Source organism: Diaphorobacter caeni, assembly GCF_015354245.1.
GTDB lineage: Bacteria > Pseudomonadota > Gammaproteobacteria > Burkholderiales > Burkholderiaceae_C > Diaphorobacter_A > Diaphorobacter_A caeni.
In genome coordinates, this window is sequence record NZ_JADKYZ010000021.1 from 1 (window position 1) to 9,931 (window position 9,931).

General features: G+C 58.1%; 10 protein-coding genes and 2 pseudogenes. 4 read left to right on the forward strand and 8 right to left on the reverse strand.

Features of this window, described 5'->3' with window-relative positions; translation table 11 throughout:
* On the forward strand, positions 1-817 hold an 817-nt coding region (locus ISG32_RS27135), incomplete at its 5' end, for a response regulator (protein ID WP_194774108.1).
* Positions 818-928: 111 nt separating this feature from the next.
* Here ISG32_RS27135 and argS read toward each other — a convergent pair.
* The 7 genes from argS to msrB all read right to left on the reverse strand — a co-directional run bounded on the left by argS (position 929) and on the right by msrB (position 6,931).
* Positions 929-2,614, reverse strand: coding sequence for an arginine--tRNA ligase (gene argS, locus ISG32_RS27140; protein WP_194774109.1), 1,686 nt, complete (start codon positions 2,612-2,614; stop codon positions 929-931).
* A gap of 698 nt (positions 2,615-3,312) precedes the next feature.
* The gene (locus tag ISG32_RS27935; protein ID WP_194774110.1) at positions 3,313-3,813 is read right to left on the reverse strand and encodes a peptide-methionine (S)-S-oxide reductase; all 501 of its coding nucleotides are present in this window, start codon (positions 3,811-3,813) and stop codon (positions 3,313-3,315) included.
* Entirely contained in the window at positions 3,810-4,181 is a 372-nt protein-coding gene (locus ISG32_RS27150) for a hypothetical protein (protein WP_060853430.1), read from the reverse strand. The genes ISG32_RS27935 and ISG32_RS27150 overlap by 4 nt, the downstream gene beginning before the upstream one ends.
* Complete coding sequence (locus tag ISG32_RS27155; RefSeq protein WP_194774111.1) at positions 4,178-5,146, reverse strand: magnesium and cobalt transport protein CorA; 969 nt, start codon at positions 5,144-5,146, stop codon at positions 4,178-4,180. The genes ISG32_RS27150 and ISG32_RS27155 overlap by 4 nt, the downstream gene beginning before the upstream one ends.
* Positions 5,143-5,847: a glutathione S-transferase N-terminal domain-containing protein gene (locus ISG32_RS27160; RefSeq protein WP_194774112.1), complete on the reverse strand. Its 705-nt coding sequence runs from the start codon at positions 5,845-5,847 to the stop codon at positions 5,143-5,145. The genes ISG32_RS27155 and ISG32_RS27160 overlap by 4 nt, the downstream gene beginning before the upstream one ends.
* Before the next feature lie 125 nt (positions 5,848-5,972).
* A complete protein-coding gene (gene msrA / locus ISG32_RS27165; RefSeq protein ID WP_194774113.1) occupies positions 5,973-6,488 on the reverse strand; it encodes a peptide-methionine (S)-S-oxide reductase MsrA in 516 nt (171 codons plus the stop codon).
* Positions 6,488-6,931: a peptide-methionine (R)-S-oxide reductase MsrB gene (gene msrB, locus ISG32_RS27170; protein WP_194774114.1), complete on the reverse strand. Its 444-nt coding sequence runs from the start codon at positions 6,929-6,931 to the stop codon at positions 6,488-6,490. The genes msrA and msrB overlap by 1 nt, the downstream gene beginning before the upstream one ends.
* 495 nt (positions 6,932-7,426) lie before the next feature.
* Here msrB and ISG32_RS27175 point away from each other — a divergent pair, with 495 nt between their 5' ends.
* Together ISG32_RS27175 and ISG32_RS27180 are read left to right on the forward strand one after the other, a co-directional pair.
* Positions 7,427-8,383 (forward strand): helix-turn-helix domain-containing protein, encoded by a 957-nt coding sequence (locus ISG32_RS27175; RefSeq protein WP_194774115.1) that lies wholly within the window; start codon positions 7,427-7,429, stop codon positions 8,381-8,383.
* Between the two features lie 331 nt (positions 8,384-8,714).
* Positions 8,715-8,975 (forward strand): annotated as a pseudogene (locus ISG32_RS27180) (transposase); the annotation flags it as partial.
* 12 nt (positions 8,976-8,987) lie between these two features.
* Here the strand turns inward: ISG32_RS27180 and ISG32_RS27185 are convergent.
* Positions 8,988-9,751 (reverse strand): IS5 family transposase gene (locus ISG32_RS27185; protein ID WP_228530159.1). Its coding sequence is split into 2 segments (ribosomal slippage): positions 8,988-9,436 and positions 9,436-9,751, totalling 765 coding nucleotides; the frame shifts between segments, so codons are not numbered across the junction.
* 53 nt (positions 9,752-9,804) lie between these two features.
* Here ISG32_RS27185 and ISG32_RS27725 point away from each other — a divergent pair.
* Positions 9,805-9,931, forward strand: a pseudogene (locus tag ISG32_RS27725) (IS3 family transposase); the annotation flags it as partial.

Sequence of the window (9,931 nt, forward strand, 5' to 3'; positions counted from 1 at the left end):
CGTTTCGCCGAGCTGCATCGCCAGCGCGCTGGCGATGCAGCTCAATCCCCATCAACCCAAATACCCATCGAGTAATCTTGAACCCGGACTTCCACTTTTGATTGGTACGTCTACAGGGGGCAGGTCAATCCTGCGCGATCATCAAGCAGCGATTCGCGTCACAAGTAAGTTGGGAGAGGGCTCTTCATTCAGTGTCATTCTTCGGCCTGCTGAATCGCAGAGCTGCGACGTTGCTGAGGCAGACGTTGTTGTGGAGGAAAAGTTTGACGACGGAGTCCTAACGCGTTTGAAACGACAAACAACCGTCCTTCACGTGGATGATGATGAGCTGATCGGATCGATGGTGGGACGCATGCTCAAGAAGGCGGGTTTTCCCGCTCATCACTATTTGCATCCCAAAAAGGCCCTTGATGACGTTTGCTCTGGGGCAATCGGTTACGACCTCGCCGTCCTTGATTACGCCATGCCCGAGTTGGATGGACTAAGCCTTGCCAAAGAGTTGCTGCGCCTGCATCCTGGCAAACCAGTTGTCATCACGACAGGGTTCATCTCAGACGATTTGAGAAAAAATGCACCGACCATCGGCGTATCCGAACTGATTCCGAAGCCGAACACAGGTGCGCAGCTTCTCAAAAGTATTGAGCGGCTCGCCTTGCAACTGGCTCAGTCACGAGGACCAGGTAGCTCTTCTCAGACAAAGCGAGTGCCCGATAGCCCAGGTCGCGCACCTTGTAGCGCGCACCGCGTTGCAAAGTTCGAAACAACCGTCGGTGGCGTGCCTAAAGACCAATGCGGTGGCCGTCACCGAGAGCGGTGATTTCGTGAAGGCACAGGTGCTTGGCATCATGAAAGGAGATGGGGTGAGGCAACGTGAACGTGCCCGGCGTCTCTCGGGCCGCTGACCGCTGCGTACGCCATTTGGTAGCGCTCACATCTTGCTCGGCGCACTGACGCCAAGAATCGCGAGGCCATTGTGCAGCACTCGAGCGGTTGCGGCTACGAGTGCCAAACGTGCTTTCTTGACACCCTCGTCGTCGACCAGAATTCGCTCGGCGTCGTAGTAGCTGTGGTAGCTAGCGGCCAGCTCGCGCAGGTAGAACGTGACGTCGTGCGGCGCGAAATCCTTTGCCGCCGCGTTCAGCATGTCCGGATATTTGGCGAGCAGCAGCATGAGTGCCTGCGCGGCCGGGCTTTCGAGTGCCGTCAGTTCAACGTCATGCAAGGACGCCACGTCGCCTCCCCAGCTCGCAAGAACCGAGCAGATACGCGCATGCGCGTACTGCACGTAATACACCGGGTTGTCGTTGTTCTTCGTCACAGCGAGGTCGACGTCGAACGTGTATTCGGTGTCGGGCTTGCGGCTCAGCAGAAAGAAGCGGACCGCGTCGGTACTGGTCCATTCAATCAGGTCGCGCAGCGTGACGTAGCTGCCGGCGCGCTTGCTTATCTTGACCTCTTCACCACTCTTCATGACGCGCACCATCGTGTGCAGCACATAGTCGGGGAAATCTGCGGGAATACTCTCGTCCACGCCCTGCAGGCCGGCGCGCACTCGTGCGATGGTGCCGTGGTGGTCGGTACCCTGGATGTTGACGACCGTGTGAAAGCCCCGCTCCCACTTGGCGATGTGATACGCCACGTCGGGCACGAAGTAGGTGTACGTGCCGTCGCCCTTCTTCATGACGCGGTCCTTGTCGTCGCCGTAGTCGCTCGACCGGAGCCACAGAGCGCCGTCCTGCTCGTACGTCATGCCGGCGGCCACCAGCTTGACCACTGTCGATTCGACGCGTCCGCTTGAGTAAAGGCTGGACTCAAGGTAGTAGTTGTCGAAGCGCACACCGAACGCCCGCAGATCGAGGTCTTGCTCCCGCCGCAGGTAGGCCACAGCGAATTCACGGATCGAGTCAACGTCGTCGACATCGCCGCTCGCGGTGAACGCGCGGTCGTCCGACTTAACAGTCTTCTTCGCCTTGAAGTCCTCGGCGATGTCGGCGATGTAGTCACCGTTGTAAGCCGCAGCCTTTTCGCCGCTTGGCCAGTCGGCATCGCCCGGCTTCAGGCCCTTGGCGCGCATCTGCACGCTGGTGGCGAGCGTTTGGATCTGCACGCCGGCGTCGTTGTAATAGAACTCGCGGTACACCGCATCGCCCTGCGAGGCGCGCAGATTGCAAATGGCATCACCCAGCGCCGCCTGACGGCCGTGGCCCACGTGCAGCGGGCCCGTCGGGTTGGCCGAGACGAACTCGACCAGCACCTTTTCGCCGGTGGCCGGCTGGCGACCGTACGCCTCACCAGCGACTAGCACTTCGCGCACCACCTGCTGCTTGGCGGCTGCCTTCAAACGGATGTTGAGGAATCCGGGGCCGGCAATCTCGACCGCCTGCACCCACTGCTCGAACGCAGGCTTCGCCAGCAAGGCCGCGCTCAGTTCTTCGGCGAGTTCGCGCGGCTTGCGGCCGAGCGATTTGGCGAGTTGCATTGCAGCAGTGCTTGCGAAATCGCCGTGCGCCGCCACCTTGGGAGACTCGAACACGCCTTTGGCGCCAGCGCCGGGCGAGAATGATTCGAGCGTGTTCGCGAGCGCTGCGAGCAGCTCCTGTTTAACCAATAGCATCCGCGAATTTTAACGGGGCAAACCTGAGACCGGCGCACCGAGTCACCGAGCATCCGACTTAGGTCGCTAAATATGACTGGTTCCGGCCCGGGGCGGCTGTCACCTTCAACCCCTAAAGGACAAATACGCAATGAAAGAGTCCCTTTCCCCAAAAGGCGCTCGGCGTCTGTCGCTCCTTCGACACCCACGCGCAAGACAAGATTGCTGCACCGGCCAATGCTGCCGGCACGAACTGCAACGCCAAGGCAATGGACAAAACGGTCATCCGCTCGTCGCCGCCTCCAAGTCCAGCTTCGTGAAGAAGTGTGAAGTTGCCGCCAACGGCTGATCGCTGCGCGGACGCGAGTTGCGTCACTTGAAAAAAGCCTGCTGTGTTCGTGCTTTCTGCTGCCCGGAGCGGCGTGGCTATCTGCCAATAAATAACGCACGTAAGGCAGAACGGGATCACCGGAATCAGGTGCGCCTGCACCACCCCCCAACCTGTGCGCTCTACGCATTGCGTCTTTCGCCGCAGTAAGACACAACGGAACCAAAATTCACCGTTGCAATCGTATCGGTCCGAGTCGGACTGCCCGCACCAATACCTGATAGCTGCGCTACCTCGACGCCAAGCACGAGCAGGACTACTCGACAAGTTGACTGGCGCGTTGTACTGACCTGATCGAAGCGGCGACTACTTTCGAGACGAGTCCTCGTGGCTAGGTTCGCGCGTCAGGGAGCGCGACCTCTGAGAAGTGCTGTCGGATGAAATCCAGTTTGGGATCGATATAGCGACGGCAGAAGGGCCTGTTCGGATCGTTTCGATAGTAGTTCTGGTAACGCTCCTCCGACGCCCTGAAACTTCTAAATGGGACAACGAGGGTATGCACCGCCTTGCCAGACTCGATGGCGAAGCGAGCTATCACCAGCTCAGCCTCATGCCGCTGGCTATCTTCAAAGATGTAGATCGCACTTCGGTACTTGCCACGGGGGGAGCGGGCCCTGGTAGCAGAATGTGTTCTTAGATGCACCTCGGAAAGCGTTGCCAAGCCAATAACCGAGGGGTCAAAGGTAACGATCACCCCCTCTGCCCAAGTATCTGCGGGCGCGTCCGATTGCACAAATCCTTGGTCGACCTTCTCGACACCACGCAACGCTTGGAATACCCCTTCTGTGCACCAATGGCATCCACCTCCAAAAGCGAGCTTTTCCACATTCACCTCCCACGCACAAGCGCAATTTCTGACGCGAGCTTGCCCAATTGGCCGTCAGGAATGAACCGAATGAATCGCGCTTCAACTAGGTCCGCGACCTCAGCATCAAGGTAATGAATCGCGCTTCCAACAAGCTCGGTTTCGCCGTTACGCCGTATAGCCAAGCTTTGAGCCTTCTCGACAGCGTTTTGGAGCACGGTGTCCTTTATTCCCGTGACGACGAATGCCGTTACACCGCTTCCGCTCAGGGTGGCCGCAGTGTCGGCTTTCGACGGCGAGAACATCTTCAGCGCGGCACCTACGCTTCGTGGCTCTATGAAAGTCTTGGAGATCGCCGCCTTCACTTCGGCATGAAAGAGAAGCGCACTATTCATAGCCACTTGGCCTTCTTGAAGCGCAAGAACAGGAGAAGGCAGACTGACGCCATCAGCCCGAGCACGACGAGGTATCCATAGGCCGTATTCAGTCCCGGCATGCTCTTGAAGTTCATGCCGTAAATTCCAGCGATCGCCGTCGGGACTGACAGTATTGCAGCCCAAGAAGTAAATTGGCGCGTAATCACACCCGTCCGTTGCGCCTCCAGCAAGCTACTGAATTCAAACACTGTGCGCAGTACCTGAAGGAGGCCGTCGACCATGGACTGGACGCGAATTACGTGATCGGCGACATCGTCGAAGTACGGTCTTACTTCAGGGCTTATGCACGGAAAATGTCCACGAACAAGCTTTCTGACCAGTTCGGCCATAGCGCCAAGCGTGCGTTGGAAGCGCGTAAGTTCGCCTCTCAGGCTGAATATCCGGGCGACTTCATCTCGCCCAAGAAAGTCATCTATCGATCGCTTCTCCATCGCCAGAACATCATCCTCAATCATTTCGAAGATGGGCAAATACTGGTCCACGATACGGTGCAAGATCGCGTGCAGCACGTAATCGACCCCCTTTCCCAGGAGTGTCGGCGAAGCCTCAAGTTGCTCCCGAAGGTTGCCTAGCGCTCCACCGTTGCCGTGCCGTGCCGTGATGAGGTGGTTGTGACCGGTGAAGATCGCCGTCTTGCCATAGCTAATCTTGTCGCCGACCAGCTCTGCGGTCTGAGCGACGATGTAAAGCTCATCGTTGTAGACCTCTAGCTTTGGCGGGCAAAGCGGGTGCATCGCGTTATCGACTGCCAACGGATGGAGGTGATACGCCGCCTGGAGCGTGTGAAGCTCGTCGGCACTGGGCTCGCGAAGCGCAATCCAGCAGAAGCCCGAGCGCGCCTCATCCTGCTCGAAGCGCTCGTCGAGCGCAATTTCCCGGATTCGCTTGCCTGCGTTGTAGTAGTAGGCGGCGATGACGCTCATGCAAGCCTCACAGGGGTGCGCAGGCCACGCTGCACTGCTGGTCGAGCCAGCCCGCGTCCGAGCCATGCTTGGATGTTTGAATAATTGCTGAGTCCCAGTATCTCGCCAGCATCATACGATTCAACCAGCGCGTTTACCCACCCGAGCGTAGCAATGTCCGCAATCGAATATTCGTCAACGATCCAGTCGCGACCTTCCAGCTGTCGGTCCAAGACTCCCAAAAGACGCTTGGATTCTTCGGTAAAGCGCTTTCGAGGCCGCTGGTCTTCAGAATCCTTGCCGCCAAGCCGCACGAAGAAACCAAGTTGACCGAAAATCGGCCCGACGGCCGACATCTGGAAGAACACCCAGCTCAGAGTTTCGTAACGTTTGGCGGGTGCACTCGGGACGAGCTGGCCCGTCTTGTCGGCCAAGTAGAGAAGAATCGCGCCGGATTCCCATACGGCGATAGGTTTGCCGTCAGGGCCCGCCGGATCGATGATCGCCGGTATGCGACCGTTCGGGTTCAATGATACGTACGCCGGGTCCTTCGACTCGTTCTTTGAGATGTCAACCAAGTGGGGCTCGTACACCAAGCCAATTTCCTCCAGCATGATCGAAACTTTGACACCATTGGGTGTGGGAGCTGCATAAAGTTGCAGACGATCAGGATCTGATGCAGGCCAGCGCCGCGTGATCGGAAAGGATGAGAGGTCTGGCATGGTTCTGGGATCCTGGTGCTGCTGCAGCGGCGGACTCTGCAATGCCCCACCTCATTGAGGCTGGGTTCGATAACCGCGTCGTTGGACGATACGGTCACGAAGAGTGATGTAGTTCTGGCTGCAGGTTATATAGCGTCAGGATTTTTGCGCTTCGGAAGGATCCAGTCGGCACGTGGAAAGTGACAGGTATAGCCGCCAGGACGCTTCTCCAGATAGTCCTGGTGCTCCGGCTCGGCCTCCCAGAAATCGCCGGCCGGCTCCACCTCGGTGACCACTGGGCCATTCCAAAGCCCGGAAGCATTCACATCGGCGATGGTCTCTTCGGCGACGTGCTTCTGCTCCACCCCCACGTAGTAAATGGCAGACCGGTAGGAGAGCCCACGGTCATTGCCCTGACGGTTCTTCGTCGTCGGGTCGTGGATCTGGAAGAAGAATTCCAGAATGTTCCGGTAGCTAGTCAGCTCAGGGTCGAAGATGACCTCGATGCCCTCGGCATGCGTCCCGTGGTTGCGGTAGGTGGCGTTCGGAACATCGCCGCCGGTGTAACCCACACGAGTCGAGATGATGCCGGGCTGCTTGCGGATGAGATCCTGCATTCCCCAGAAGCACCCGCCGGCCAGAACAGCTTTTTCGTGATTCATCACACGCCCTCCACTTGGTCGAGATATGCGCCATACCCCTCGGCGACCATCTCTTCGCGATGGATGAAACGCAAGGACGCAGAGTTAATGCAATAGCGCAGGCCGCCTCGGTCCGAGGGGCCGTCCGGGAACACGTGGCCCAGGTGGCTGTCGCCATGCGTCGAACGAACTTCGGTGCGTACCATGCCATGCTCGGTGTCGCGCAATTCGTTCACGTTCTCCGAAACAATCGGCTTGGTGAAGCTTGGCCAGCCAGTACCCGAATCGAACTTGTCCGCCGAAGCGAACAGCGGCTCTCCCGACACCACGTCGACATAGATGCCAGGTTCTTTGTTGTCGTTGTACTCTCCCGTGAAGGGCCTTTCAGTGCCCGACTTCTGGGTGACCCGGCGTTGCTCCGGGGTCAGCCGGTCAAGTGCTGCTTGAGTCTTTTCAAACTTCATGAAGATCTCCTATGCTTAATTAAAGGACAAGACACGCCACGTTCAGCGAATAGTTCCTTGTCATCAGAGGTGCCCCTCCCTGAAGGACCGGGCACCGTCATTGCTCATCTAAGGATAGGCGTAAACTGCCCGTACAACTCCACATTAACCGCGCGCTTTCGGCTAAAGGTCTGAACAGGTCCATCGTTCATACCGCCACTCGCGTTGGTTGATGCGATGGAGCCTGCGCGATGAGCCAGATTATATTGTGGACGCGGATCAAACAGTGCAGTCGCACCGTGTATGCCCCATTGTTTCTTGGCTGCTCTCAGGGGTCAACAGACCGATGTGCTCCAACGTCCGGCAAAAGAATCCAGGAAGCCTGAAGGGAGCTGACCGTCTAAGCGAGGCTAGTGGGTGCGGAACAGTCGGTCGCGGGAGCGCTGGCGTTTGCGTTTGCGTACAATGGGGATCTCGAGGCGCCGCTTCGACTTAAATTCACGTGGAGGCAGCAGCTTGAACGAACGACCGCTACTACGAATATCGCCAGGGGATCTCGAGGGCTTGCTTGGTACTCTCGATGTCAGTTTCGTTGCCCTCACGGAATGCGTGGTGAGCATGGGGTACAGCCTGGATCTGGGCGGTATGAACGCGCCTGGAATCCATTACAACGTCGTTGGTACTGGTCGAGCCGTGTTTGGCAATCGCGACCCAATACCGCTGATGCCCCACACGTTGATTATTGTGCCGCCCAATTCACCGTTTCGAATTGAGGTCGAAGGCAGCATGGGCTTCACAGCTCTGCGCTCCGTCAAGAAGCAGCCTCAGATGACCTCCTCGAGCACCATACGCAGATTCTCCGCAGGAGATGGAGATCCTTCCCTAATACTGGTGTGCGGTTACTTTTACGCTACCTACGGCGCCTGCGCCGACCTCTTTGCAGGCTTGACGGAACCCATCTTCGAACAGTTCGACGTCGACGATCACGTCGACACGAAACTCCAGACAGCAATCAGCGAGCTCGTCGCACAGGAAGTTGGCAGCGGTGCCATGAGTGCAGCTTTGCTAAAACAAGTCATCGTGTTGCTTTTACGGAGGTCGCTCGTCTCCATGAACGCCTGGGTGGAGCGCTTCTCGGTGCTCAACGATCCTCTGGTCGCAAAGGCTTTTGCCGAGATGGCCATGCGTCCTGCCGATGATCATTCACTGCAAAGCCTCGCCCACACGGCCTGCCTCAGTCGTTCTGCTTTCGCCGCTCGATTTACTGAGGCTATCGGAAAGGCTCCGATGCAGGTACTTCGGGAGCTCCGACTGCGGCAAGCGATGTTCCAACTGAAAGGCAGCGGCCTCGCCATCGAGCTAGTCGCTCGCAATGCTGGATATGCCAGCCGGAGCAGTTTTACAAAGGCATTTCGAAGGACCTATGGAATAGAGCCCTCAGCGGTCCGTCGCGACGATGCGACGGCAGTTTAGCTGGACTCAGGACGTAGCGCCCTGCCCTACGCCCGATCACAGTGGTCCACGACGCATATCAATTAGCACTTCAACTTTTGGGAGCAGATGTGTTCGAAACGTTGCTCGTAGCCTGCCCGGACATTGATCGGCAGCACACGCTCCTCAACGAAGTTTCACGACTTGTGGACGAGGGCGTACTTCGCACCAAAATGACCGAGCGGTTCGCGCCTCTCAAGGCGGCCAATCTTAAGCGCGTGCACAAGCTCGTGGAGACCGGCTGACCTGCCCCCCACCAGCCGTACCAGTCTGAAGTTAGTGAAGTCCGTCAACCACCAGGAGAATGACGGACATGAAGAAGAGCAGATTCAGCGAGGAACAGATCATTGGGTTCCTGCGGCAAGCCGAAGCGGGCATGCCGATCAAGGAGCTGTGCCGCAACGGCGGCTTCAGCGATGCCACTTTCTACAAGTGGCGCGCCAAGTTCGGCGGCATGCAGGTCTCTGAGGCGCAGCGCCTGCGTGAGCTCGAATCCGAGAACGCCAAGCTCAAGCGACTGCTGGCAGAAGCCCACTTGGACATGCACGCGCTCAAGAGCGTTCTGGGGGTAAAGCGCTAGGGCCTGTTAACACATCCTGAGTCCATCTGCGACGAGCACGAAGCTGATGAAGCCCAGGAACATGAGGTCGAGTTTCTCGAACCGCGAGAAGATTCGGCGATAGCCCTTGAGCCGACGGAACAAGCGCTCGACCTCATTGCGGCGCTTGTACATCTCTCGGTCGTACTCCCAAGGTTCGATCCGCGTCCTCATCGGTGGCACGACGGGAATGAAGCCCAGATCAAGTGCCAGTTGCCGCGTCTCGTTACCTTCGTAGGCGCGGTCCATCAACAAATGCACCGGTCTGCTGGTCGCCCCGAGGCTGTTGAGTAAACGCCTGCCTTCAGGTGCGTCGTGCGCTTGTCCTGGCGAGAGGCAGAACGTCACGGCTGTCCGAGCATCCGCGGCAACCATATGAATCTTGGTGTTCCATCCGCCTCGGGATTTCCCGATGGACTGCGGACCGTTTTTTTTAACGCACCAGTTCCATCGGGATGGACCTTGATGCTGGTGGAGTCCAGCGAGACCGCCTCGATTTTGATGCGCACGACCTGCGAGCGCTGCAACTCCTCGAACATGCGATCAAGTACACCGGCCTTGGCCCAGCGGTTCATGCGCGTGTAGATCGTGTGCCAGTTGCCAAAACGCTTGGGCAGTCCACGCCACTTGCAGCCATGCTCAGCCACATAAAGGATGGCGTTGACGACCTGCAAGTTGCTCAGGCTGACGTTGCCCCGCTGCCTAGGCAGGCAGTGCTCGATAGTGGCGAATTGCTGGGCTGTGATCTCCATGCACGAGATTGTCCAACGCAATCGCCACTAATCACCATTAGTGTTAACACGCTCTAGCCCCACAGGCCAGGCGCGAGGCGATCCGGATCATGGTCAGTAAACACCATTTGTCCGAACGCCGCGCGTGCTGTCTTGTGGGGCTTTCCCGCGACAGCTACCGCCATGCGCCGCAGGCCGATC